The sequence below is a fragment of the Umezawaea sp. genome, assembly GCF_036375055.1.
GTDB lineage: Bacteria > Actinomycetota > Actinomycetes > Mycobacteriales > Pseudonocardiaceae > Umezawaea.
Window position 1 is genome coordinate 72,547 of sequence record NZ_DASUSQ010000072.1, and the last position, 23,962, is coordinate 96,508.

General features: G+C 70.0%; 21 protein-coding genes and 1 tRNA gene. 8 read left to right on the top strand and 14 right to left on the bottom strand.

The genetic code is table 11. The annotated features are described in order from the left end of the window. Positions 1-61 precede the first annotated feature (61 nt). Positions 62-820 carry a class I SAM-dependent methyltransferase gene (locus VFZ92_RS19985; protein WP_330877493.1) on the top strand — a complete coding sequence of 253 codons (759 nt, stop codon included), beginning with the start codon at positions 62-64 and terminating at the stop codon, positions 818-820. Between the two features lies 1 nt (position 821). Here the strand turns inward: VFZ92_RS19985 and VFZ92_RS19990 are convergent, their stop codons facing one another. The 11 genes from VFZ92_RS19990 to VFZ92_RS20040 form a co-directional block, all read right to left on the bottom strand. Next, positions 822-1,634: a carbohydrate ABC transporter permease gene (locus VFZ92_RS19990; RefSeq protein ID WP_330877494.1), complete on the bottom strand. Its 813-nt coding sequence runs from the start codon at positions 1,632-1,634 to the stop codon at positions 822-824. After that, a complete protein-coding gene (locus VFZ92_RS19995; protein WP_330877495.1) occupies positions 1,631-2,515 on the bottom strand; it encodes a sugar ABC transporter permease in 885 nt (294 codons plus the stop codon). Before VFZ92_RS19995 ends, VFZ92_RS19990 begins: the two co-directional genes overlap by 4 nt. Further along, positions 2,512-3,768 carry a sugar ABC transporter substrate-binding protein gene (locus VFZ92_RS20000; protein WP_330877496.1) on the bottom strand — a complete coding sequence of 419 codons (1,257 nt, stop codon included), beginning with the start codon at positions 3,766-3,768 and terminating at the stop codon, positions 2,512-2,514. The genes VFZ92_RS19995 and VFZ92_RS20000 overlap by 4 nt, the downstream gene beginning before the upstream one ends. A gap of 60 nt (positions 3,769-3,828) precedes the next feature. Further along, positions 3,829-5,757, bottom strand: a complete 1,929-nt coding sequence (locus tag VFZ92_RS20005; protein ID WP_330877497.1) for a DUF6541 family protein — start codon at positions 5,755-5,757, stop codon at positions 3,829-3,831. 71 nt (positions 5,758-5,828) lie between these two features. Beyond that, a complete protein-coding gene (locus VFZ92_RS20010) occupies positions 5,829-6,860 on the bottom strand; it encodes a glycosyltransferase family 2 protein (RefSeq protein ID WP_330877498.1) in 1,032 nt (343 codons plus the stop codon). Positions 6,861-6,886: 26 nt separating this feature from the next. Continuing rightward, on the bottom strand, positions 6,887-9,157 hold the full coding sequence (locus VFZ92_RS20015; RefSeq protein ID WP_330877499.1) for a hypothetical protein: 2,271 nt from the start codon (positions 9,155-9,157) through the stop codon (positions 6,887-6,889). A 327-nt stretch (positions 9,158-9,484) separates the two neighbouring features. Further along, positions 9,485-10,381 carry a glycosyltransferase family 2 protein gene (locus VFZ92_RS20020; protein WP_330877575.1) on the bottom strand — a complete coding sequence of 299 codons (897 nt, stop codon included), beginning with the start codon at positions 10,379-10,381 and terminating at the stop codon, positions 9,485-9,487. Between the two features lie 6 nt (positions 10,382-10,387). Continuing rightward, a complete protein-coding gene (locus VFZ92_RS20025; protein WP_259627699.1) occupies positions 10,388-11,203 on the bottom strand; it encodes an ABC transporter ATP-binding protein in 816 nt (271 codons plus the stop codon). A gap of 15 nt (positions 11,204-11,218) precedes the next feature. Beyond that, positions 11,219-12,130: an ABC transporter permease gene (locus VFZ92_RS20030; RefSeq protein ID WP_414719954.1), complete on the bottom strand. Its 912-nt coding sequence runs from the start codon at positions 12,128-12,130 to the stop codon at positions 11,219-11,221. Positions 12,131-12,189: 59 nt separating this feature from the next. After that, positions 12,190-13,053 (bottom strand): class I SAM-dependent methyltransferase, encoded by an 864-nt coding sequence (locus VFZ92_RS20035; protein ID WP_330877501.1) that lies wholly within the window; start codon positions 13,051-13,053, stop codon positions 12,190-12,192. Between the two features lie 97 nt (positions 13,054-13,150). Then, the gene (locus VFZ92_RS20040; RefSeq protein ID WP_330877502.1) at positions 13,151-13,693 is read right to left on the bottom strand and encodes a bacterial proteasome activator family protein; all 543 of its coding nucleotides are present in this window, start codon (positions 13,691-13,693) and stop codon (positions 13,151-13,153) included. A 92-nt stretch (positions 13,694-13,785) separates the two neighbouring features. On the opposite strand from VFZ92_RS20040, the gene VFZ92_RS20045 reads away from it, so the two are divergent. Together VFZ92_RS20045 and VFZ92_RS20050 are read left to right on the top strand one after the other, a co-directional pair. Further along, positions 13,786-14,985 carry a cysteine desulfurase-like protein gene (locus tag VFZ92_RS20045; protein WP_330877503.1) on the top strand — a complete coding sequence of 400 codons (1,200 nt, stop codon included), beginning with the start codon at positions 13,786-13,788 and terminating at the stop codon, positions 14,983-14,985. 19 nt (positions 14,986-15,004) lie between these two features. Continuing rightward, a complete protein-coding gene (locus tag VFZ92_RS20050) occupies positions 15,005-15,646 on the top strand; it encodes a class I SAM-dependent methyltransferase (RefSeq protein ID WP_330877504.1) in 642 nt (213 codons plus the stop codon). A 76-nt stretch (positions 15,647-15,722) separates the two neighbouring features. Here VFZ92_RS20050 and VFZ92_RS20055 read toward each other — a convergent pair whose 3' ends face one another. Next, entirely contained in the window at positions 15,723-16,694 is a 972-nt protein-coding gene (locus VFZ92_RS20055) for an NAD(P)H-quinone oxidoreductase (RefSeq protein ID WP_330877505.1), read from the bottom strand. 56 nt (positions 16,695-16,750) lie between these two features. On the opposite strand from VFZ92_RS20055, the gene VFZ92_RS20060 reads away from it, so the two are divergent. Further along, positions 16,751-17,383, top strand: coding sequence for a GNAT family N-acetyltransferase (locus VFZ92_RS20060; protein ID WP_330877506.1), 633 nt, complete (start codon positions 16,751-16,753; stop codon positions 17,381-17,383). A 79-nt stretch (positions 17,384-17,462) separates the two neighbouring features. After that, a complete protein-coding gene (locus VFZ92_RS20065; protein WP_330877507.1) occupies positions 17,463-18,986 on the top strand; it encodes a M28 family metallopeptidase in 1,524 nt (507 codons plus the stop codon). A gap of 66 nt (positions 18,987-19,052) precedes the next feature. Here VFZ92_RS20065 and ypfJ read toward each other — a convergent pair whose 3' ends face one another. After that, positions 19,053-19,976: a KPN_02809 family neutral zinc metallopeptidase gene (gene ypfJ / locus VFZ92_RS20070; protein ID WP_330877508.1), complete on the bottom strand. Its 924-nt coding sequence runs from the start codon at positions 19,974-19,976 to the stop codon at positions 19,053-19,055. Positions 19,977-20,606: 630 nt separating this feature from the next. Then, positions 20,607-22,319, bottom strand: a complete 1,713-nt coding sequence (locus VFZ92_RS20075; RefSeq protein ID WP_330877509.1) for a bifunctional metallophosphatase/5'-nucleotidase — start codon at positions 22,317-22,319, stop codon at positions 20,607-20,609. A 140-nt stretch (positions 22,320-22,459) separates the two neighbouring features. Between VFZ92_RS20075 and VFZ92_RS20080 the strand changes: the two genes are divergently transcribed. From VFZ92_RS20080 to VFZ92_RS20090, 3 genes are all read left to right on the top strand, one after another. After that, on the top strand, positions 22,460-22,936 hold the full coding sequence (locus VFZ92_RS20080; protein WP_330877510.1) for a MarR family winged helix-turn-helix transcriptional regulator: 477 nt from the start codon (positions 22,460-22,462) through the stop codon (positions 22,934-22,936). Between the two features lie 14 nt (positions 22,937-22,950). After that, a tRNA-Ser gene (locus tag VFZ92_RS20085) sits at positions 22,951-23,035 on the top strand. Positions 23,036-23,501: 466 nt separating this feature from the next. Next, positions 23,502-23,951 (top strand): NUDIX hydrolase, encoded by a 450-nt coding sequence (locus VFZ92_RS20090; protein ID WP_330877511.1) that lies wholly within the window; start codon positions 23,502-23,504, stop codon positions 23,949-23,951. Positions 23,952-23,962 lie beyond the last annotated feature (11 nt).

Consider the following 23,962-nt stretch of genomic DNA (forward strand, 5'->3'; position numbering starts at 1 on the left):
GAGTCGCGGGGATGGTCTCGTTCGAGGGCAACCCGTCGACGTGGTTCGGCGTGCTGTGCGCATGGGGGACAAGAAGCGAGCTGATTTCTACGACGGTCCGGCCCACGACTACCTGCGGTACTGGGACGGGCGCGACTACGAGCAGGCCGCGGAGGAGGTGGCCGTGCGGCGGCTGCTCAGGGGCAGGCACTTCGGTCGCGCGGTCGACGTCGGTGGGGGCTACGGCAGGCTGTGCGTGCTGCTCGGGGAGTTCGCGGACCGGGTGACCCTGGCCGAGCCCAGCGAGCGCCAGCTGGAGGTCGCGGAGCACTTCCTCGGCGTGGACCCGTCCATCGACCGGGTCCGGACGCAGGCCGACGACCTGGTGTTCGAGGACGGGTCGTTCGACCTGGTGACGATGATCCGGGTGTCGCACCACCTGCCGGAACCGACGGCGGAGTTCGCCGAGATCAGCCGCGTGCTCGAGCCGGGGGGCACCGCGGTCGTGGAGGTCGCGAACCTCGCGCACGGGCTGAACAGGCTCAGGTACCTGCTGCGCCGCGAGCCGGTGCCGACCGAGCCGGTCGACATCCGGTCGGCGGAGAACCGCCACGACGACGAGATCCCGTTCGTCAACCACAACCCGCGCGTCGTGATCGAGCAGCTCGCCGCCGCGGGCCTGCGGACCGAACGCGTGCTGTCCGTGTCGAACCTGCGCAGCCCCACCCTGAAGAGGCTGCTGCCGCACCGGCTTCGCGTGGCGCTGGAAGGCCTCCTGCAACCGGTGCTCGCCAAGGTCTACTTCGGACCGAGCGTCTTCCTGCTGCTGCGCAAGGGATGAGTCAGCCCTTGATCCCGGTCTCGGTCACACCGCGCACCAGGAACCGTTGCAGCACCAGGAACACGACCACCAGCGGCGTGATGGAGACGGCGGCGGCGAGGAACAGCTCGTGCACGTTGATGCTCTGCGCGGTGAGGAACACCGACAGCGCGACCTGCACGGTCCACGCGTCCTGGTCCTGAGCGATCACCAGGGGCCAGAGGAACTGGTTCCAGCTCGTCATGAACGCGATCACGCCGAGCGCGGCGAAGAAGCCGAGCGAGTTCGGCACCACCACCCGCCAGTAGGTGCCCCAGTGGCCGAGGCCGTCGATCCTGGCGGCCTCCTCCAACTCCCTCGGGAAGTTCCGGAAGTACTGCCGGAACAGGAAGGCGGTGAACCCGCTGAACAGGCCGGGGATCACCAGCCCGCGCAGGTCGCTGACCCAGCCCAGCGTCGAGACGACCACGAACGTCGGCACGAACGTCACCGCCGCCGGGATCATCAGCGTCGCGACGACGGCGTAGAACACCTTGTTCGCGTGGCGGTACGGGATGCGCGCCAGCCCGTACCCCGCGAGCGAGCAGAACAGCAGCTGGCCCGCGGTCTGGAGCACGGCGACCACCGTCGAGTTCACCATGCTGCGCAGGATCGGCACCGCAGGATCGTTGAACAGCTCGGTGAAGTTCTCCCAGCGCGGCCGTTCCGGGAACAGCCGCCAGTCGCGCGAGGCGATCTCCGCCTCCGTCGCCAGCCCGTTGCGGACGATCAGGTAGAACGGCAGCAGGAACACCACCGCGAGCACGCCCAGGGCCAGGTACCGCAGCGCCTTCACTTGAGGATCACCTTGCCCTGCAACAGGGTCACCGCGGCGATCAGCAGCGCCAGCAGCACCGCTCCCGCGCCGCCGTGGCCGAAGTCCTGGCCGCCGCTGCCGAGCGACGTGTAGTACAGGTACACCAGCGGCGGCCTGGCGAACGGCGGGTAGCCCTGCGCGCTGCCGAGCACGTTGTAGAACTCGTCGAACGCCTGGTAGGCCGCGATCAGGTTGAGCAGCAGCACCGCGACCGACGTCGTCCGCAGCTGCGGCAGCGTGATGTGGCGCAGCGTCTGCCACCCCGGCTTCGCGCCGTCGATCCACGCCGCTTCGTACAGGTGCCTCGGGATCCGCTGGAGCCCGGCGAGGAACAGGATCAGGTAGAAGCCGACCTGGAGCCACAGCCGCAGAGTGACGAGCACCAGCCAGTACCACGGCGGGTCGGTCGAACCGATCCACGCGACCGGGTCGACGCCGAACCAGCCGAGCACGGTGTTCGCCAGGCCGTAGCGGACGCCGTTGAAGATCGACAGCTTCCACACCAGCGACGCCACCACGTACGAGCACGCGGCGGGCAGGAAGAACACGGACCGGAAGAACGCCTGCATGAACGTGATCCCGTTGACCAGCAGCGCCAGCCCCAGCGACAGCACGAACGTCAGCGGCACGATGAACAGCGCGAACAGGGTGAACGTGCCGAGGCTCCGCAGGAACGGCCCGTCGGAGAGCATGTCGACGTAGTTCGACAGCCCCACGAAGTCCGTCGGCGTGACCGTGTTGCGGGCGTCGAAGAACGACAGCACCACGCTCCAGCCGATCGGCAGGTAGACGAACGCCAGCAGACCCAGTGCGAACGGCCCGACGAACAGCCAGAACGCGCGGGTGTCCGCCCGCCTCATCCGTACAGGCGCTTGAGCTCGTCCCGTGCCTTCTGGGCGGCGGCCTTCAGCTCGGTGCCGGGGTCGGCGCCCTCGCGGACCGCCCGCGACACCGCGTCGTTGAACGCCGTGCTCATCGACGGGATCCAGTCCGGCGGGTTGGACGACTTCGCGTTGTCCTGCACGAACTTCACCGCGTCGGCAGCGGCCCCCCTGGTCAGCTTGTCCGCCTTCTCCGCCAGGCTCTGCCGCGGCGGGATGTGGAACCCGTAGGACAGGTTGAAGTCCTCCTGGAAGTCGGTGCGGTCGATCCACAGCCACTTGACGAACGCCTTCGCCTCCTCGACGTGCTTGCTCTTGGCGTTGACCATGGCCCCGTAGGCGCCGACCGGCACCGAGGGCCGCCCGCCGTCGTCGAGCTTCGGCCAGGGCAGCACCCCGAAGTCGTCGCCCAGCGCCTGCTGCACCGCGGGCACGGTCCACAGCCCGGTCCACTGCATCGCGACCAGGCCCTGCGTGAACGCGTCCGGCTCGGCCCAGTCCTTGACCGCCCCCTGGAGCATCGCGCCGCTCGCGTACAGCTCCCGCAGCTTGCCGATCGCGGTGGCCGCCTGCGGCTCGTCGAACCCGACCTCGTGCTCGGGCGTCACGTAGTCGAGCCCCACCGACCACAGCGACGGCCCGCCCAGCACCCCCACACCACCGTCGTTGCCCGCGAACAGGCCCTTCACCCCACCGGTCGTCAGCCGCTTCGCCGCGTCGATCAGCTCGTCCACCGTGGACGGCGGCTTCACGCCCGCCTGCTCGAACATGCTCTTGCGGTAGAACAGCATCTGCATGTCCACTGCCTGCGGGATGCCGAACACCTGACCGTCGATGGTGTGCCCGTCGAGGATCGTGGCGGTGAAGTCGTCCCTGACCCCACCGATCAGGTCGTCCAGCGGCACGAGCTGGCCCGCGCGGACCGCGCTGATCTGCAACGTGGACTCGAAGACGTCCGGCCCGCCGTCGGACAGCAGGCTGGTGGCCAGCTTCGAGTCGTAGTCGCCGGGGTTCCACTGCACCCGCACGCTTGCCTGGTCGTAGGCCTTCGCGTACCGCTCGACCGCTTCCTGGACGCCCGCTTCGCCGTAGGCGTGGTACCACTGCCGCAACTCCTGGCCCCCACCACCGCCCCGGCCCGTGTTGGAGCCGCAGGCGGCGAGCAGGCTCGCCAGCGCGGCCGCTCCGGTGGCGCTCAGGACAGTGCGACGGCTGATCTCCCCTGGGTTCACACGTTCCGTACTACTCCCACTCCGCTGTGTGCACAAATGGTATTGATCCGTGGGACGAACTCACGCGAGCGCGGTCCAGTCGACCTCGTAGAGGGTGAGGTCCGGATTGCTGTAGCGGACGCGCAGCGCGGGCACCCCGCTGAGCCCGATGAGCCCCGGCGACCGCCGGAACCCGTCCATGAAACCGGTCGTCACGACGGCGTAGCGGATGTTGAGGTCGCGGACGACCTGGCCGACCTCGTGGTCGGTGTCGAGCCGGTTGAAGCGCTCCAGGAGCAGCTTCCGGCGCGGGCTGAGCGTGGCCGGGTTCGGGTAGTGGCCGATGATCGGCTCCGCGCCGCTGAGCGCGTAGGTCCAGACCGTGCCGTCCACGCCGTCGTTCATCACGCGCTCACCCGGCCGCACCACGGTGCCCAGTTCCACCAGGCCCGCGCGTTCCTGGTCGGACACGACGGACCCGGAGAAGTCCCACTGCATCCGCTGTCCGTTGCGCTCCGCGTAGCCGCCGGTCTGCACCAGGTAGCCCGCGGCCAGGAGGGCGCCGACCACCGCCAGCGCACCGAGCGACTCCCGCCGCAGGCGGGCGATCCGGCGTGCCGCGGCCTGGAACGCCCAGCCCGCGGCGATGGTCGCGGGCAGGACGAGCACCGCGACCAGGCGCCACCGGTCGTTCCACCAGGGCGCCGTGATGGCGGTCGACCACGGCGTGTCCAACGCCGCCGCCACCACGAACAGGCAGAGGAAGACCAGGTAGCCCACCAGCAGCCAACGCCACGCGGCGACCTTGACCAGCAGGTGCGCGCCGACCAGGGTGATCGCGGCGAGCAGCCACTGCGGCCAGTTCGCGTCGTGGCCGAGCAGCAGCGCGTCGCCGAACGCCTTCGACGACGTCGTCACGGCAGGCCAGTTGTAGGCGGCGGTCCGGCCCGCCATCGTCAGCGCGCCGAGGAGGTAGACGCCGGACAGGACGAGGGCGACCACCGCGAGGACCGCGAGCCGGGGCAGGTCCCGGCGCAGGAACCGCGACGGGGCCTGGACCGCCCGCTGCACGAGGTAGCAGAGCCCGAGGGCGGCACCGACGAAGGCCATGGCCGAGTGGGTCGCGACGAGCGCGACGGTGCCCAGCGCGACGAGCACGCCGATCCGGTCGAAGCCGCTGTCGAGCCAGCGGACGAGCAGCGCGAGGAACGGCAGCACCAACGACAACCCGGCCGCGTACGGGTAGAGCTGCCCCCACTGCCACAGGTCGAACGGGTACGAGGCGAACGAGGTCGACACCAGTGCCGACGCGGCGGCCAGGCCCGCACTGCCGTGCAGCGCCTTGACGATCGCGATCGTGCCGAGCGGCACGCCCAGCGCGGCGGTCACCAGCATGCCGCTGTTCATCACGGTCGCGACGGAGTCGCCGGACAACCGGTAGGCCAGCGCCTCGAACGCGTGGTAGGCGTTGGGGTAGAACGCGCCGTTCGGCGAGTCCGGCACGTCGATCCAGCCGAACGCCCGGTTGCTGGAGTTGCCCGTCTCGGCGATGAAGCGGATGCCGTTGGCGTGGTACGGCGCGTCCCAGCCCTGCGGCAGGGAACCCAGCCCGAAGGTGCCGGTGCGGATCGTCAGCGCGGCCACGCCCGCCGCGATCACCACGGCGGCGACCGCGGTGACCGTGCCCGCCCGCGACCACTCGGCGGTGTTCGGCAGTGCCGGGGCCAGGCCGCGACGGCGCAGCAGGACCACGACACCGGCCGCCGCGGCGCACGCGAGCAGCGTCCAGCCGAGGAAGAACCACGTGCTCCAGCCGAGGCCGATCGCGGGCGCGAGCGGTGCGCCGAGCCCGACCAGCCCCATCGTGACGACGGGTGCCGTGCCCGCGAGCAGCCAACCCCGCAGGCCGAGCACGGCCCCCAGGAGCGAGCCGGGGGTCCACAGCAGGACGGCCGTGACGACGAGGAGGAGGACCGTCGACGAGCGGAACTCCAACAACGTGTCGAGCACGACGCCCCCTGGCCTGGCTCAGCAAACGGTGGTGCGCCCCCGGTCGGAGCGCACCACCGGGTGGGAAGGACTCAGGATCGGCCCGCTGCCGTGCGCCTGCCGTTCAGGTTGGCCAGGTCCTCCATGTCGAAGGACGCCGCGGAGGGCGGGTTGACGTCGCGGACCGAGCGCGTCACGTACAGCGGGCGCTTGCGGGCGTCGTCACCCGCCCGGTACACGTACTGGCCGAGCATGCCGACGCAGCCGATCTGCACGCCGCCGACGAACAGCACGGCCCCGATGATCAGGCCGAGCGTGCTCGGCGCGGACAGCGTCACCAGCCCGATGACCAGCATCACCAGCGCGACCAGCAGACCGAGACCGGTGAACAGCGTGCCGAGCACCAGCATCAGCATGACCGGCATCGCGGAGAACTCGACGAACGAGTCGAACACCAGCTTGATCTTCTTGCTGGTGGTCCACTTGCTGTCGTTGGCGAGCCGCGGCTTCTGCTCGAACGCGACCGTCGTCTGGCGGAAGCCGGACCACGCGACGAGCGCGAGGATGTTCCGGTTCAGCTCCGGCATGGCGTTCACGACGTCGAGCACCGGCCTGCCGACCAGCATCTGCGACGGGCCTTCCTTGGGGAAGGTCGACGGCAGGTCGGCGTGCTTGGCGAAGAAGTCGTTGAACTTCAGCGCGAGCTTGTTGGCGATGCCCTTGGGCACCGAGCGCGTCGCGCGGATGGCCCACACGATGTCGTGGCCCGCACGCCACTCGTCCAGGAAGCGGTCGATGACGTCGATCGGCTCCTGGAGGTCCGCGCTGAGCGTGATGGCGCAGTCGCCGCGGCACAGCGCGAAACCGGCGCTCAGACCCGCGTGCGAGCCGAAGTTGCGGGAGAACGAGGCCACGCGGGCCACGTCGTCCTCGCCCAGCGCGGCGATGAACAGGTCTGCGGTGTTGTCCGTGGAACCGTCGTCGATGAGCACGATCTCGAAGTCCACGTCGGGCTGGGAGCGCCGGATCTCGTGGAACAGCGCCACGGTGCCGGTCACGTTCGGTGCCTCGTCGTAGGCGGGCACGATGATGGAGACCAGCGGGCGGCGTGATGGATCGGTCATGTCTACCTTCGATTCTCGTTGGCCGGTCACTGCCGCTCTCCTGTTCCTGCGGTCACAAGCTTCTGGTCGTCGGACTCGGAGCCCACCGGCTCGTCGGGACCGCCGTCGAGGCGACGACGACGCTGCGACCGGTCGACGAAACCGAGCAGCACGGTGATGAGCAGGCCCGCCGCGCCGGTCGCGATGCCGATCCCGAGACCGGGCATCACCCAGGTGATCTCCAGGGTTCCGCTGGACACGTCCTTCGGGAGGTCGACGGTGGCCAGGCCTGCCGGGCCGAGTCGAACCGGGACGTCCTTGCCGTTGATCGTGGCTTCGTAGCCGGGCCAGGCCAGCCTGGCGAACACGACGGAGCCGCCGTCGGCGCCGCTGAACTTGACCTCTTCGCTGACGTCACCGGTCATGCGGTCCGAATCGACCCGCAGGCCGTCCGGCGTGGACGACACCCGGCCGTCGGGGTGCGGCAGCGGGTCGATCCGCTTCCACACCACGACGCGGTCGGTCGACTCGACCTGGCGCCAGCCTTCGGGAGCGGGCTCGCGGCGGGTGTCGATCAGGCTGTTCTGCACGACCACGGTCTGCGCGCGCAGGAGGTCGGCCAGCGGGCGGTCGGCGCCGGACGGCGGGGTCCAGAGCGACTTCCACGCCTCCGGGCACCAGGTGGACCCCTGGTAGAGGGTGCAGGTGGCGTTGTCCATCGCGTTGAAGCCGACGCCGCTGTAGGCGGTGAGGGTCTCCACGCCCGCCAGGCTGTAGTTGGTGCCGAAGGTCAGGTCCTGGTACGCGCCGTTCGGGTAGCGGTCGTTGCCCGCGACGTGGCCCAGGTCGGCGATCTGCACCGTCATGCCCTCGTACCGGTCGGAGAACCGCTCCTCCAGCAGCTTCTCGCTGGTGGGGAACTTGTAGTCGGTTACGCTCATGTTCGCGGGGAACCAGTAGAGCTGGCAGACGAGGAAGCCGATGGTGCCGACGGCGATGACCGCGAAGCCCTTCGCCCTCTCGACGCCGACCTTGACCAGCACGACGACCATGATCGCCAGCAGCACGTTGGTGAGCAGCTGCCTGCGGTCGGTGGAGGGCAGCGCCGCCCACCCCAGGTAGGCACCGAGCGCGACCATCGCCATGGACGCGGCCATCCTGGCCCGCGCGTTCGTCCGCTGGATGCCCTCGCTGGCCACGATGGCCCAGATGATGATCAGCGGCAGGAACAGGAACGGCACCAGCCGCATCGGCCAGCGGAAGACGCTGAGCTGCGACGGGCCGAGCACCAGCAGCACGTAGACGGCCGTGTAGAAGTACAGGCCCATCAGCTCGCGGCGGCGTTCCACCAGGACCCGCCAGCGCAGCCACGGGACCAGCGGGACGATGAACCAGGCCAGGTACAGCGCGGGGAACGTCGGGGTGTCGCCGCTCCAGATCTCCACGAACGGCTGCATGGCCGGGTTGCTCATGCCGAGGAAGTCCTGGAGCTGCGGGGCGAGGAACCCGTCGTTGAGCGTCTTGCTGTCCCGCCGGTAGCTGACCGAGGCGGTCAGCGCGAACGGCAGGTACACGATGACGTTCATCAGGACGACCGCCGCACCCGCGGCCATCAGGCTCCAGACGCGCCTGCGGTCGAACACCAGCCAGGCCTCCAGCATCACGGCGAGGATGCAGAGGCCGAAGCTGACCAGCTCGTACGGGTTGCCGGTGGTGCACGCCAGGTAACCGGTGACCACGACCCAGACCATCGACTTGCCGGACCGGGCGGCCCGCCGGGCGGTCCACCACACGTACGGCATGAAGCCGTAGGTCACGAGCGCGTTGATCCAGGACGTGCCGTCCATGAAGAGCACGTAGCCCGACAGCGGCAGCGCGGAGCCGATCGCGGCGGCGACCCACGGGCGCACGCCGTACTCGCGGGCGAGCAGGTAGGTGCCGACCGAGAACATGACCATGAAGGCGAGCTTCACGATCGTGATGGCCAGTGCGACGTTGTCGATCCACTGGGTGCCGACGGCCAGCGCGACCTCGACGGGGTTCCACATGCCGGTCGCGACCTCGGCCGCGAAGTTGCCCCCGCGCCACATGTCGAGTTCGAGCAGCGGGAAGCGGCCCTGGCTGATCGCCTCGCCGACCCGCTGCCACACCGGGACCGCCGCGGCCGCGGTGTCGTCCCAGTAGTAGAAGATGTGGTTGCGGTACAGGGGCATCACGGCGCCGAGGAGCACCAGGCCCACCATCACCAGCGGCGGGGTCAGACGCTCGCGCAGGGAGGGCTTCGCCTCCTGTGCCGCGTTCGCTTCGTCGGTGTCCACCGCGGGACTCACAGTCGCTGCACTCATCTCAGGCAATCGTCGAGGGGCTGTGGGATTCGTGCGCATCGAGGAGCGGTGTCGATGGCGTGACGAGTTCATCGCTGGTCGTTCCGGGGTTCGTCACGATCCGTGCAGGACCGAACACCGCTTCCGGCCGGTGCGGCCGCGCGCGGTGAGCAGTCGATCTACTGTGGATCATTCGGAGCGCCTGTCCAGGAAATGCCGCAGCAACCCGCCTGAAACAACTTGCCAGGTACTCTAGCCGGTCCGATGTGACGTGCTCGACCACACCCGGCCCCGGTCGATCCGGAGCCGGGCGGTCCTGTGCTACTTGCGGAAGAAGCGTTCCCTCTGGCCCAGCCGGACCAGTTTGATCCACTCCACGAACGCCTTCGGGTCCTTCCGGACCGCGATGAAGTACAGCCCGAACCGGAACACCTCCAGCGCCCCGAGCTTCCGCATGCCCGGCTGCGACAGCAGGTAGCCGCGGTTGCGGTAGGTGTAGTACCGCTTGATCGGGTTCTCCGGGTCCTGGGCGTGGAACCGACCGCCCAGCATCGGCTTGAACTCGTCCGAGCCGTCCGGGTGCAGGTAGGCGACCTTCAGCGACGTGCCGAAGCGCAGGCCGGTCCGCACCAGGCGCCGGTGGATCTCCACCTCGTCGCCGCGGAAGAACAGCCGGTAGTCCGGGACGCCGATGACGTCGACCGTGGACGCGCGGAACAGCGCCCCGTTGAACAGCGACGCGATCCCCGGCAGGAAGTCCGTGCCCAGGTCGCCGGTGTTCCGCTTCCACGTCAGGCCGCGGCGCAGCGGGAAGGCCAGCTTGTTCGGGGCGTCGATGTTCGACACCACCGGGGAGACGGCGGCGAGCTTGCGCTTGTCCGCCTCCTCCAGGAGCACGGCCAGGACGGTCTCGTCCGCCGGGCGGCCGTCGTCGTCGGCCAGCCACAGCCACTCCGCGCCGAGCGACAGCGCGTGCAGCATGCCGAGCGCGAAGCCGCCCGCGCCGCCGAGGTTGCGGTGGGACGCGAGGTAGGTCGACGGGATGGGGCACTGGTCGACCAGGTCCTCGACGGGCTGGTCCGGGCCGTTGTCCACGACCACGAGGTGGTCGGGGACCCTCGTCTGCGACGCCAGGACCTTCAGCGACTCCGAGAGGAGCTCGCGGCGGTGCCGGGTCACGACGACGGCGACCACGGAGCCCTTGGGCAGTGCCTCGATCACGGTCTACTCGCCACCATTCGTGCTGAGCACGGGCTCGCCGCTGATGCGGGCCAGGGTTTCCGGGCTGAGGTACTCGAACGGGTCGTGGCCCTTGTACGCGGTCAGGACCTCGCGGAGCGAGCCCTGCTGCTTCACCTGGCCCTCGTCCATCCAGATCGCCGAGTCGCAGAACTCGATCAGCGTCTCGTCGGAGTGGTTCGCGAAGACCAGCAGGCCGGAGCGCCGCACGAGGTCCCTGAGGCGGTCCCGCGCCTTCGCCATGAACGCCGCGTCGACCGCGCCGATGCCCTCGTCCAGCAGCAGGATCTCGGGGTCGATCGACGTCACGACGCCCAGCGCCAGGCGGACGCGCATACCCGTGGAGTAGGTGCGCAGCGGCATCGACAGGTAGTCGCCGAGCTCGGTGAACTCCGCGATGTCGTCGACCCGCTTCTCCATCTGCTTGCGGGTCATGCCCAGGAACAGGCCGCGGATCATGATGTTCTCGTAGCCCGAGATCTCCGGGTCCATGCCGACGCCGAGGTCGAACACGGGCGCGACCTTGCCGGTGATGCGCGAGCTGCCCCTGGTGGGCTCGTAGATGCCCGCCAGCAGCCGCAGCAGCGTCGACTTGCCCGCGCCGTTGTGGCCGACGAGGCCGACCCGGTCACCCTCCTTGATGGAGAGGGTGATGTCGTGCAGGGCCTCGATTATCGGGACCCGACCCTCGGAGCCGATCTTGCCGCCGACCTTGCCGAGGGCGAGCTTCTTCAACGACCTCGACTTGGCGTCGAAGATCGGGAAGTCGACGGAGGCGTTCCAGACTTCGATGCTGACCATGTTGTGCGGCCTCACTCAGACCCAGTAGGAGACGCGGGCACGGTAGTTGCGCAGCGCCACGAATGCCAATGCCCAGCCGCCGATGGTGAACGCACCGACCACCACCCAGTGGTGCCAGGACTGGACGTGCCCGATCAGCGGCGCCCGAACGAGCTCCACGAAGTGGTAGAGCGGGTTCAGCTCGGCGATCAGGATGCGCCAGTTGCCCTCGCCGTTGGTGACGGTGTTCAGCACACCCGTGTGCCACACGATAGGCGTCATGAAGAAGATCAGGTTGATGAAGCTGTTGATCACCGGGGGGATGTCCCGGAAGCGGGTGCTGATGATGCCGAACAGCAGCGCGACCCACACCGCGTTGACCACGAGCAGCGCCATCGCCGGGATCACGAGGAGGATGGTCCAGGTGATGCCGGGGTGCGTGAAGGTGTCGCCCTCCATGTGGTACGGCTTCGTCAGCGCCGGGAAGAAGACGATCAGCACGACCACGTAGACCGCCAGGTTGTGCACGAAGAACAGCAGCTGCCGCCACACCATCCGCAGCACGTGCACGGTCATCGGCGCAGGTAGGTGCTTGATCAGCCCCTCGTTGGCGATGAACACGTCCGTACCCTCGGTGATCACGCCGAGGATGAAGTTCCAGACGATGAAGCCGACCGTGACGTACGGCAGGAACGTCGCGAGGTCCTGCTTGAACAGCGTCGAGTACAGCAGGCCGAGGGCCAGCGCGGTCGAACCCATGGAGATGGTGATCCACAGTGGACCGATCACCGACCGGCGGTACCGCTGCTTGATGTCCTGCCAGCCGAGGTGGCCCCACAGCTCCCTGTGCTGCCACGCGTCGCGCACATCGGCGAACGCGCGCGCGAAGGTGCGCGAGTTGGACACGGGGGGTGCTTCAGCTCGGTCGGCCGTACTGGTGGGCTGCACGAGAGCTGAGACTACCGGCGGCAGGTGGGGGCACTTGCCGCCGGTCGGTCACGGTGCGGTCACCGGGCCTCGACGGCCGACAACACGCTGGTCACCTTGACGATCACCTGTTCGTGATCGTAGGTGTACCCCTCGTAGCTGAACTCGATGCCGGACTTCTCCACGTACTCCGACCAGGCCTTGTGCTCGTGCTGCTCCCAGCCGGGGAAGTTGAAGTACTCGTCGAACACCACGACGCTGCCGGGCACCAGCCGCGGGCCCACCAGGTCGAGCACGGTCTTCGTCGAGGAGTAGAGGTCGCAGTCGACGTGCAGGAACGTCACCGGCCCCTCGTGCTCGGCGAGGAAGCCGGGCAGGGTGTCGTCGAACCAGCCGACGACCAGCTCGGCGCCCGGCACGTCCGGCAGGCCCTCGACGTTGAACATCCCGGCGGGGAAGCCGTTGCGCCAGTCCTCGGGCAGGCCCTCGAACGAGTCGAAGCCGTAGACGTCCTCCTCGCCCCGCGAGGCGGCGATGATCTTCAGGGTGCTGCCGGTGTAGACGCCGAACTCCAGCGCCAGCCCGTCCTGCTCCACCAGGCCGAGCGCGTGCTCCAGCGTCTGGTGCGGGTGGCCGAACTGCGGCACCGTCGGCATGTGGTCGCGCACGAACTGCGCGCTCTGGAGGGCCGCTTCGCGCTCGCCCGCGAACACGAGGTCGCGGCGGGCCCGGATCTCGAACTGCTTGCTCGTCTCCACGATCCGGTCGGACTGGTGCCGCACGTCCTCGCGCAGGCCGTCCAGTTCGCGCTGGAGTGCGTCGATCCGCTCGGTCTGCGCCCGGTGGTACGGACCGACCACGTCGTCGATCGCACGGGTGACCTTGTCCCTCAGGGAACGGCGGATCTGCTCGGCTCGCAGGGTGCGGCGGACTCGGTCGAGCACGTCGGGTCTCCTCTCGGCGCACTGAGGTCGCCGCTTCGTCGATCGGTGGGGGTGTCCCCCGTCACCACCATTGGTGAGAGCGCAGTGTGCACCGAACTCAGAGGTACTGGCCAGACCCCGAGATGTGGGGGCCCTCCGGGGCCTCCAGGCCGCCGGTGCCCGCGGGCAGGGCGCGACCGCGCATCTGCTCCAGTTGCACCCGCGCCGCCATCTGCTGGGCGAACAGGGCCGTCTGGATGCCGTGGAACAGACCCTCCAGCCAGCCCACCAGCTGCGCCTGCGCGATCCGCAGTTCGGCGTCCGACGGCACGCCGTCCTCCGTGAACGGCAGCGACAGCCTCTCCAGCTCGTCGCGCAGCTCCGGCGCGAGGCCGTCCTCCAGCTCCTCGATGGAGCGCTTGTGGATCTCCTTGAGCCGGGCGCGGCTCGCCTCGTCGAGGGGAGCGGCCCGCACCTCCTCCAGGAGCTGCTTGATCATCGTGCCGATCCGCATGACCTTCGCCGGTTGCTCCACGAGTTCCGACACGTCCTGACCTCCACCGTTGGTCTCGGCATCGGCGGGGATGCGGGCCGTCCCCACGGGGGTTCCGTCCGGCCCGACCACCACGACCTGCCGCTCGTTCTCGCCTGCCTCGCTCATGCGTCCATCCTCGCCCGATCCGCCCTCCGCCCGCGAACCGGGTCCGTGCCCCTGCTGCGGGCTGACTCGTCCACCTCCGTACGGTGTGCGGCATGGCGTTCGACGTCGCTCGGGTCAGGGGTCTCTTCCCCGCTCTCGGCGACGGCTGGGTCCACCTGGACGCACCGGCGGGCATGCAGGTGCCGGAACAGGTTGCGACCGCCGTCTCCACCGCGCTCCGCGCCCCGGTGTCCGGTCCGGGTGGAATCTTCCCCGCTTCCCAGCGCGCCGAGGCCATCGTCGACGCCGCCCGCAGGTCCATCGCCGACCTCGTGGGCGTCGACCCGGCCGGGGTCGTGCTGGGCCCCAACTCGGCCGTGCTCCTCCAGAGGCTCGCCGACGCGCTGTCCGACGGCTGGTTCCTCGGCGACGAGGTCGTGGTGTCGCGGCTCGACCACCCGTCGAACATCGCGCCGTGGCAGCGGGCCGCGCAGCGCACCGGCAGCGTCGTCCGCTGGGCCGAGGTCGACATCGAGACCTGCGAGCTCCCCGCCTGGCAGTACGACGACCTCGTGACCGACCGCTGCAAGCTCGTCGCGGTGACCGCGGCCTCCGGGTCCGTCGGCACCCGCCCCGACCTCCGCAAGATCGCCGAGGCGGCCCGCGGGCGCGGCGCGCTGGTGGTCGTCGACGCCTCCTCCGCGGCGCCGTTCGTGCCGCTCGACATCACCTCGATGAACGCCGACGTGGTCGCCGTGTCCGCGAACACCTGGGGCGGCCCGCCCGTCGGCGCGCTGGTCTTCCGCGACGCCTCGGTGCTCGACCACCTGCCGTCGTGCTCCGTCGAGCCGGGCGCGCGGGGCCCCGAGCGGCTGGAGCTCGGCCCGCACGCCTACCCGCTGCTGGCCGGGCTCGTCGCGTCCGTCGACTACCTGGCGGGCCTGGACGACGCGGCGATCGGCCCGCGCCGCGAACGCGTGCTCACGTCGCTGGGTTCGGTGAAGGCCTACCAGGCCGGTCTGCTGGCTAACCTCATCAACGAACTGCGCTCGCTCCGCCACGTCATGGTGATCGGCGACGCCATGCGGCGGGTCCCCGCCCTGGCGTTCACGATCGCCGGGGTCAAGGCGGCGGAGGGCGTCGAACACCTGTCCGAACGCGGGGTCTGCGCCTTCGCCGACCCCGGCCAGCACGGCGTGTTCTCCGTGCTGGGCGTCGGCGAGGTGGGCGGCGCGATCCGGGTGGGCCTCGCCCACTACACGAACGCGGTAGAGGTGGATCAACTCGTGCGGGCGGTCGCCGAGCTGGGGTGACGAGGCGGGGAGGCCTGGGGTGGACGACTCGCTGGCACGGGAGATCGCCGACCTGGCGGCGTTGCAGCGGCTGGCGCCGATCATGACCGACTACCTGCCGAACACGGCGCAGGAGCTGCGCCCCGCGGCGCTCGCCGCCGTCGTGGACGAGGTCCTGCTCGGTTCCCGCACGGTCCTCGTGGAGTGCGGGTGCGGGTCCTCCTCGGTGGTGCTCGCCCGGTTCCTGGCCAAGCGCGGGTTCGGCCACCTGCTGTCCATCGAGCACGACGAGCGGACCGCCGCGTTCGTCGCGGGCCAGCTCCGCCGCGAGGGCCTCGGGCACGTCGCCAGGGTCGTCCACGCGCCGCTGGACGCCCACCCGGCCGCGCTGGGCACCTCCACCTGGTACTCGCCGCGCCTGGTGCACGACGAGGTGTCGGCGTTCGTGGACCGGTTCGGCCTGGTCGACCTGCTGCTCGTCGACGGGCCCTCGCTCGGCGACGCCCGGTACCCGGCGCTGCCCGTGCTGCGCGCCGTGCTCGCGCCGGGCGCCGCCGTGCTGGTGGACGACGCCGACCGGCCGGGGGAGCAGGCCGTCCTGGTGCGCTGGGCCGAGGAGTTCTCGCTGCGCTTCCGGACCACGCCGCGCACGTCGCTGGCCACCGCCCTGGCGCTCGGCTGAGCACCCGCTCCGCGTCCGCGCCGGCAGGGGTGCTCACGCGCGGGGCCGACGACCCGCCGGCCCCGCTTCCCCGTTCCTAGGGCGTGAGCAGCAGCTTGCCGAACACGTCGCCGCCGCTCTCCAGCGCGCGGTGCGCCGCGCCCGCGTCCCGCATCGGCACGACGTCGTGGACGATCGGCTTCACCTTCCCGGCGGCGATCAGCGGCCACAGGCCCTCGCGCACGGCCGCCACGATCTCGCCCTTGCTGCCCGGCCCGTCGACGGGCCTGCTGCGCAGCCGGGTACCGGAGACGGTGCCGAGCTTCGCCATCAGCTTGCCGAGGTTCAGCTCGCCCGAGACCCCGCCCTGGAGGCCGATGACGACGAGCCTGCCGCCGAGGTTGAGCACGTCGACGTTGCGGTCCAGGTACTTGGCGCCCATGTTGTCCAGCACGACGTCGGCCGCCCCCACCTCGGCCACGAAGTCCTGCTCGCGGTAGTTGACGGTGATGTCCGCGCCGAGTTCGGCGCACCGCGCGAGCCGCTCGGCCGACCCGGCCGTCACGGCCACCCGCGCGCCGAGCGCCTTGCCGACCTGGACGGCGTGCGTGCCGATGCCGCCCGCGCCGCCGTGCACCAGCAGCAGTTCGCCCTCGCGCAGCCCGGCGTGCAGGACGACGTTCGACCACACCGTGCACGCCACCTCGGGCAGCGCGGCGGCGGTCACCAGGTCGACGCCGTCGGGCAGCGGCAGGAGCTGCGGGGCGGGCACCGCGACCTTCTCGGCGTAGCCGCCACCCGCCAGCAGCGCGCACACCTCGTCGCCGACCCGCCAGCCCGTGACGCCCTCGCCGAGCGCGGAGACCGTGCCCGAGCACTCCATGCCGAGGATCTCCGACGCGCCCGGCGGTGGCGGGTAGAAACCTTGCCGCTGCAACAGGTCGGCTCGGTTCAGCGCGCTCGCCGCCACGTCCAGCAGCACCTCGCCGGGGCCGGGGACGGGATCCGGGACCTCGGTCCACTCCAGCACGTCCGGGCCACCTGGTTCACGAATCGTGATCGCGTACATGGCTTCGACGGTAATCCGCTCGCGCACCGGCCGCCTCGCCCGGCAGCATCGGCGGCATGGACCCGTGGCCCCTGCGACACCTGGTGCTGAGCACCCCCCGTCTGGAACTGCGCCCGGACGACGACGAGGGCCTCCTCGAACTCGCCGAGCAGGCCCGCCTCGGCGTGCACCCGCCCGACGAGATGCCGTTCGCCGTCGAGTGGACCGACACCGCGCCCGAGGACCTCGGGCGCGGCGTGTTCCAGCACCACTGGAGGGCCCGCGCCGACATCAGGCCCGCCGACTGGTCGGTCCACTTCCTCGTCCGCTCCGAAGGCCGCGTCATCGGCACGCAGGGGCTCAGCGCGAAGGACTTCGCGATCAGCGGCGAGGTCAGCACCGGCTCGTGGATCGGGTTGCGACACCAGGGCAGGGGCATCGGCACCGAGATGCGCGCCGCGGTGCTGCTGTTCGCGTTCGACCACCTCGGAGCTGTCAGGGCCAGGTCGTCGGCGTGGAGCGGGAACCCGAAGTCGAACGGCGTCAGCCGCAAGCTCGGTTACGTGCGGGACGGCACCCGGACGGTGGTCCGGAGGGGCGAGGCGACCGAGGACGTGCGCTTCCTGGTCACACCCGACCGGTTCGTCAGACCAGACTGGGAGCTGGGCGTGACCGGGCTCACAGCGTGTCTTGACCTGCTCACCGGCTGACAACCCTCCGAGTGACGGATTGATTTCGGACAGTCGATCTATGCATGGTTCTGCATCCGAACGATTGGGGAGCTCGATCATGTCCGGAAGAACACGACGCGCTGGCTGCAGCGCGATCGCGGCCGCCGCCGCACTGGCGCTCTTCGCCGCGCCAACCGCATCCGCGGGTCCGACCGCGGAGCCCGAGGGCCCCGCACTGGCGAAGAAGCTCGTGAAGGCCGTGTCGGCCGACAGCGTCAACCGCCACCTCATCGCGTTCCAGCGGCTGTCCGACCGCAACGGGGGGACGCGCGCGGTCGGCACGCCCGGCTACGAGGCGAGCGTGGAGTACGTCGCGGGCAAGCTGCGCGGCGCCGGGTTCGACGTCACGACGCCGGAGTTCACCTACCCGGTCCAGGTGACCGACGCCGCCAGCGCCAAGGTCGGCACGTCCACCTACGAGGCCATCCCGATGGAGTTCTCGCCGCAGACGCCGGTCGGTGGCATCACCGGCCCGCTGCGCGCGGTCCCCGAGGACGCGACGCCGGGCTGTGAGGCGACCGACTTCGCGGGCCAGGACTTCACCGGCTCGATCGCACTCGTCCGCCGCGGCGCGTGCACGTTCGACATCAAGCACCGCAACGCGGCCGCCGCGGGCGCCATCGGCGTCATCGTCGCCAACAACACCGCGGGCCCGCTGTCCGGCGTCACCCTCGGCACCCCCGGCGTCGTGCCCACGGGCGGCGTCACCCAGGCCGACGGCACGACGCTGTTCGGCCGCGCGGGCGAGTCCGTCACGCTGGACATGCGGTACCACGAGGACCTGAAGGTGGCGCGCAACGTCATCGCGCAGACCAAGACTGGCCGCAAGGACAACGTCGTGATGGCCGGGTCGCACCTCGACAGCGTCGAGACCGGCGCGGGCATCAACGACAACGGCTCGGGTTCCGCCGCGCTGCTGGAGACCGCCATCCAGCTCGGCGCGAAGCCGAAGGTCTCCAACGCGGTCCGCTTCGCGTGGTGGGGCGCCGAGGAGCTGGGGCTCATCGGCTCCACGGAGTACGTGCGGGCGCTGACGTTCGAGCAGCAGCTCGACATCGCGCTGTACCTGAACTTCGACATGGTCGCCTCACCGAACGCGGGGTACTTCGTCTACGACGGCGACGACTCCGACGCGGTCGGCGCGGGCGCGGGCCCCTACGGTTCCGCCCAGATCGAGAAGGCGTTCGTCGACTACCTCAAGGTCGGCAAGGGCGTCGAGACCGAGGGGACCGACTTCTCCGGTCGTTCGGACTACGGCGAGTTCATCGCCGTCGGCATCCCCGCTGGTGGCCTGTTCACCGGCGCCGAGGGCGTCAAGACGGCCTCCCAGGCCGCCAAGTGGGGCGGCACGGCGGGCGTGGCCTACGACAAGTGCTACCACCAGGCCTGCGACAACCTGGGCAACCTCGACCGCGTGGCGCTCGACCGCAACGCGGACGCCATCGCCTGGGTGGCGGCGTCCTACGGCGTCAGCACCGAGGACGTGAACGGCGTTCCGCCGCGTCCGAAGCGCGCCGAGGCCCGCGCGGCGACGGCTCGCACCGCCGCCGCCGAGCACCACTCGCACGCGGCCGCTTCGTAGGGCCACCGACGACGAGGGGCGCCCCCGGAGGAGTTCTCCGGGGGCGCCCCTTCGCGTCGAGCGGGCTCAGCCCAGGTTGTTCGTGCCGAACGTGTCGCAGCGGGCCGGGTCGCCGCTGTCGTACCCGGCGCGGTACCACTTCTGCCGCTGCGCCGAGGAGCCGTGGCTGAACTGGGTCGTGTCGACCTTGCCGCCGCCCAGCTCCTTCTGGATGTAGTCGTCGCCGATGCGGCCCGCGGCGTCCAGCGCCGCGTTGATGTCCTCGTCGGTCACGCCGGTGATGAGGGGCTTGCCGGAGGCCGTGGGGACGGTCGTGGCGTGGTTCGCCCACGCGCCCGCGTAGCAGTCGGCCTGGAGTTCGAGGCGGACCGAGTCCGACTGGGGGCCGGTGCCCTGCTTGACCCGGTCCGACGTGCCCAGCAGGTTCTGGATGTGGTGGCCGTACTCGTGGGCCAGCACGTAGGCCTCGACGAACGGGCCGCCGGTGGCGCCGAACGTGGTCTTCAGCTCCTGGAAGAACGCCAGGTCGATGTAGACCTCGGCGTCGGCCGGGCAGTAGAACGGGCCCGCCGCGGAGGTCGCGCTGCCGCAGCCGCCCGTGTTCACGCCGCCCTGGAAGAAGTTCGTCTGCGCGGGCTTGTAGGTGTTGCCCGAGCGGGCGTACTGGTCCGCCCAGTACGCCTGGATGGAGTTGATGAACGCGACGGCGCGGCAGTCGTCCTCGCGGTTCGCGTCCGCCCCGGTCTTGCACTTCTCGCGGATCGCGGCCGAGTCGACCTGCTGGTTCTGGCCCACGTCGCCGAAGCCCGAGCCGGACGGCAGTTGGAAGCCGCTGCCGCCCGCGAACTGCGACAGCAGGAAGTAGATGACCAGGCCGACGATGCCCAGGCCGCCACCGCCGAGGGCGACCCGCCCGCCGACGCCTCCGCCACCACCCCGCTGGTCGTCGATCTGGGACGTGTCGAGTTCGGCATCTTCGTTGAACTGCACCGCGTGTCCTCCCGCCAAGACCCCTAGTCGGGACACGATAGCCCCGGACGCGCCTGGGTGCGGTGCCCGACAGGGCCCCGCACCCAGGCGTTACTTGGTGGGAAATGACGATCGCCGTCATCGCGAGGTTGGCGTGGAATTCGGCCAGTTCCGCTCCTGAGAGGGAACCGATGCCGAACTCAACAGCGTCGACGTGCGCGGATGACACCGGTGGCGCCTGCGCACCCGATACCTGGCTTTCACTGCTCACATTCGCGACCGGATCGTGAAATCAGGTCCGATCGTGGGGATGCAGCGGACGACGAGCATCACTGCGAAGAGTTACCTGCATGGCACCACCTGACCCCTTCCGGGAGTGCCACCGTAAATAACTTTCCGGTTTCTTCGGTGGTCTGTCCCTTTCACGACTATGCGCTTGATCAGCTAAAACCGCAACAGGTGGTGGCGTCCTGAAACTGGTGAAGATTTCCTCACCACACGGGTGAGCGGAGAGCGAACAATGGTCGCGCAGAGCGATCGGCGAGTTCGGAGATCATATCGGCGAATAGCCGGACGATCTTTTCCCGTTCTTCCGCTCGTGGGCGGCCCGGCGGGGGAGAACCCCACCGGACCGCCCACGGGGAAACCTGACTACGGGGTGGTGGTGATGCGGCCCAGCGCCGGGGGCGCCTGGTTCGGCTGCGCGGTCAGGTACGCCGCGAAGGCGTCCAGGTCGATGCCGCCGCCCGTGATGGCCGTGCCCTCGGTGAAGCCGGGGAAGCCGTCACCGCCGCCCTGGAGGAAGCTGTTGATCGTCACGCGGTAGCTCGCCGCCGGGTCGACCGGCGTACCGCTGATCGCCAGGTTGGAGATCTTCGAGCCGATGGGCGCGGACGTCGACCACGAGTAGCTCAGGTTCGCCGACGGCTGGAGCACGATCTGCCGCGTCGCCGACCACTGCTGCTCCAGGACGGTCTTGAGCTGCGCGCCGGTCAGCGTGACCGTCTGGAGGATGTTGCCGAACGGCTGGACGGTGAACGCCTCGCCGTAGGTGACCACGCCGTTGCCCTCACCCGCGGGCGAGCTGGGGAACGCGAGGTCGGCGCGCACGCCGCCGGGGTTCATCAGCGCGATGACCGCGCCGTTGCCGGTGGTGGCGGCGAGCTGCGAGTCCGCGATCAGGTTGCCCAGCGGCGACTCGCCGGTCGGGGCCTGCGCGCGCGGGATGTCGGCGCTGATCGTGCCGATCTGCCGGTTGGCGATCGGGCCCGACTTCGTCTTCGCCTTGTCGATGACGGCCTGCACGGCCGGGTCCGGCGCGACGTCCTGGGTGACGATCTTGTTCTCGGCCCTGGTCTCCGAGCGGACGACGTCGCGGGTCTTGCGGTCGATCTTCAGGTCGACGACGGACAGCTCACGGCCGAACGCGAGGCCCTCGATGAACGGACGGGGGTTGCCCGCCGGGTCCTTCACCGTGCAGTTGTAGTGCTGGTGGCTGTGGCCGCTGAACACGGCGTCGATCTTCGGGCTGACCTTCTCCGCGATGAGCTGGCCGGGGCCGGGCGTGTTCGTGCAGCCGTTCGGGCCGCCGTTCGCCGCCACCTGGTCGCCCTGGTGCACCAGCAGCACGATCGACTTGATGCCGATCAGGTTCAGCAGGTCCGCGTACCTGTTCGCCGCCTTGACCTCGTCGCCGAACTGGAGCTCCTTGACGCCGTTCGGGTCGACCAGGATCGGCACGTCCTTCAGCGGCATGCCGATGAAGCCGATCGGCACGCCGTCGCGGACCTCCACCCAGAACGGCGGCAGCGCGGGCAGACCGCTGTTCACCTTGGTCACGTTCGCGCCCAGGATCGGGAACTTCGCGCCGGTGTACCGGTCGTTGAACTGGCAGCCGTCCACCGGGTGGCAGCCGCCGTGCTGGATGCGCAGCAGTTCCCGGTAGCCCTCGTCGAACTCGTGGTTGCCCGCCGCGGTCGTGTTCATCCCGACCTTGTTCAGGATGTCGATCGTCGGCTCGTCGTGGAACAGCGCGGACACGATCGGCGACGCGCCGATCAGGTCGCCCTGGCCCACGATCACCGAGTTCTTGACCTGCGCCTGGAGGTTCCTGATGTGGGTCGCGTTGTACGCGGCGCCACCGGCGTTCACCGTGGTGCCGTCGGCCAGCGTCACGCGGCCGGACGAGCCGGTCGGCGGCTCGATGTTGCCGTGCAGGTCGTTGATGCCGATCAGGCGGACGTCCACCGTGCGCTGCGCGCGTTGGGCGTCGACATCAGCCTGAGCCGGGCTGCCGGCGAACGTGATCGCCAGTCCAACCCCGGCGGTCGCCACGAGCGCGGCGGTCCGTCTGAACGAACTCATGTTTCCTCCTGCTTGGCGCCTGAGTAGGCAGGCGCGCTACGGCGGTGGAGTTTGCCTCGCCGCGCGGCCGGAAACCAGTCATCCAGGTGGATCGTCGATGAATGGAGATGTCACGTCCTCGCGGGATTAACCTGGTCGGCGTGACGGATGCCGGGCAGGAGCCGCGTTGGCTCGATCAGGACGAGATGCGCGCGTGGCGCAACTACGTGACCGCGGCGGCGATGCTGGAGGACCGCCTGCACCGCGAGTTGCAGACCGGCCACGGACTGTCGCTGGCCGACTACGAGCTGATGGTTCGGCTCTCCGAACAGCCGGGCGGCTCGATGCGCATGTCCCAGCTCGCCGAGGACGTGGCCTCCTCGAAGAGCCGCGTCTCCCACCAGGTCGCCCGCATGGAGCGCGAAGGCCTCCTGCAACGCCGCGAGTGCGACCAGGACGGCAGGGGCGTGCTGGCCGAACTCACCGACCGCGGCCTGCGCGCCCTCCAGACCGCCGCACCGACCCACGTCAGCGGCGTGCGCGACCACATGATCGACCTGCTGACGTCCGAGGAGCAGGAGGTGTTGGCCAAGGTGTTCGACCGGGTCAAGGCGCACCTGCGGTCGCTCGACGGGTAACCTGGCTCGCGCAGGGAAGCGTGGCAGAGCGGCCGAATGCATCCGCCTTGAAAGCGGAAGATGGGAAACCATCCGGGGGTTCAAATCCCTCCGCTTCCGCAAGTCCGACCAGCACGGACAGGGGCGGCTCACCGCGTGGTGAGCCGCCCCTCGTGCGTCGTCGTCCCATTCGTCGTCCCAATTCGCTTCCCGTTGTGGACCACGGGAAGCCGTTCAGGCGAGCCGCCGACGCGGGAACGTCCGCATGACTCCCGTTCTGGACAGCGAAGGGCTGGCCGAGGCGGTTCTTCGTGATCGTGAACCGACAACCTGGTTGGCCGTGGCGCGTGCCGCTGACGAACGGGTGATCTTCTCACCTCCGACCCCGACGACATGGCCGTGCTCTGCGGTCACCGGCGACGGTCGTGAAGGTGTGACGGCGTCCCAGGACGTGGGACCCGGTCCTCCGCGCTTCGCCCGAATGCACGAGCGCGCCTCCCGTGAGTTGGTGAACGCGATCGCGGCAGGCGTCGTGCGGAACGGGCTCGTGGTCACGTTCACCGTGGGTTTCGGGGACACTGCGGCGATGTCCGACAGGGTTGCCGTGATCGACGTCCACCTGCTCCTCGTCCGCGGTGACGAGGTGCTGCTGTCCAAGCGGCGCGGCAGCTACGGGGACGGGATGTGGCACCTGCCCGCCGGGAAGTTGGAGGCGGGGGAGTCGGTGGCGGCGGCCGCCGTGCGGGAGGCGGGCGAGGAGGTCGGGGTGCGGATCGCGGAGGCCGACCTGCGGCTCGCGCACGTGGTGCACGCGCGGGGTGAAGGGGTGGAGCCGCGCCTCGGTCTGTTCTTCGAGGTGCGGCGGTGGGGTGGTGAGCCGGCCAACCGCGAACCGGACAAGTGCTACGAGGTGGCGTGGTTCCGGCGGGACCGGTTGCCGGACACCGTGATCCCGTACGCGCTCGCGGGCGTTCGGGGGTACCTGGACGGGGTGCCGTTCGGGGTGTTCGGGTGGCAGGTGGAAATCCCGTCGTGAGCGGTGCCACG

Coding starts and splice junctions, on each gene's coding strand:
- VFZ92_RS20045 (WP_330877503.1), top strand. CDS start 13,786: ATGGCGTTCGACGTCGCTCGGGTCAGGGGTCTCTTCCCCGCTCTCGGC.
- VFZ92_RS20075 (WP_330877509.1), bottom strand. CDS start 22,319: ATGAGTTCGTTCAGACGGACCGCCGCGCTCGTGGCGACCGCCGGGGTT.
- VFZ92_RS20040 (WP_330877502.1), bottom strand. CDS start 13,693: ATGAGCGAGGCAGGCGAGAACGAGCGGCAGGTCGTGGTGGTCGGGCCG.
- VFZ92_RS19995 (WP_330877495.1), bottom strand. CDS start 2,515: ATGAGGCGGGCGGACACCCGCGCGTTCTGGCTGTTCGTCGGGCCGTTC.
- VFZ92_RS20090 (WP_330877511.1), top strand. CDS start 23,502: ATGTCCGACAGGGTTGCCGTGATCGACGTCCACCTGCTCCTCGTCCGC.
- VFZ92_RS20065 (WP_330877507.1), top strand. CDS start 17,463: ATGTCCGGAAGAACACGACGCGCTGGCTGCAGCGCGATCGCGGCCGCC.
- VFZ92_RS20010 (WP_330877498.1), bottom strand. CDS start 6,860: ATGACCGATCCATCACGCCGCCCGCTGGTCTCCATCATCGTGCCCGCC.
- VFZ92_RS20025 (WP_259627699.1), bottom strand. CDS start 11,203: ATGGTCAGCATCGAAGTCTGGAACGCCTCCGTCGACTTCCCGATCTTC.
- VFZ92_RS19985 (WP_330877493.1), top strand. CDS start 62: ATGGGGGACAAGAAGCGAGCTGATTTCTACGACGGTCCGGCCCACGAC.
- VFZ92_RS20055 (WP_330877505.1), bottom strand. CDS start 16,694: ATGTACGCGATCACGATTCGTGAACCAGGTGGCCCGGACGTGCTGGAG.
- VFZ92_RS20060 (WP_330877506.1), top strand. CDS start 16,751: ATGGACCCGTGGCCCCTGCGACACCTGGTGCTGAGCACCCCCCGTCTG.